This window comes from Paenibacillus sp. 2TAB26 (genome assembly GCF_052115145.1).
Taxonomy (GTDB): Bacteria; Bacillota; Bacilli; order Paenibacillales; family Paenibacillaceae; genus Pristimantibacillus.
In genome coordinates, this window is sequence record NZ_JBFRGC010000114.1 from 1 (window position 1) to 429 (window position 429).

At 66.0% G+C, this 429-nt stretch carries 1 pseudogene; it reads left to right on the top strand.

From position 1 onward, the window contains the following. Positions 1-134 precede the first annotated feature (134 nt). A pseudogene (locus AB4Z50_RS36115) lies at positions 135-429 on the top strand (asparagine synthase (glutamine-hydrolyzing)); the annotation flags it as partial.

Below are 429 nucleotides of genomic sequence, written 5' to 3' on the forward strand. Positions count from 1 at the left end.
ACCCTGCTCGATGACGGCGCCATGCGCCATGCCATGGGTCAGGCGGGACGCGATCGCGTGGAGCGGGAGTACAGCGTCCAATGTGTTGCGCCGCGCCTGGCGCGACTTCTGAAGCAAGCCGGAGCGAGTTGACCATGTGTGGATTTGCAGGATTTTTCGGCGGCAATATTGCCGCCCAGGCGGACCGGTCCGCGCTGCTCGAAGCAATGGCGAACCGGATCCGGCACCGTGGTCCGGACGACGGCGGCACCTGGACGGATGCCGATTTGCCGGTGGGCTTCGGCCATCGACGGCTCGCCATCGTGGATCTGTCGCCAGCCGGGCACCAGCCGATGGCGGCCGCGAGCGGCCGCTATGTGATCGCCTATAACGGCGAGATCTACAACCATATGGACCTCCGCGCGAGCCTTGAGAAGGCTGGCGTGGCAC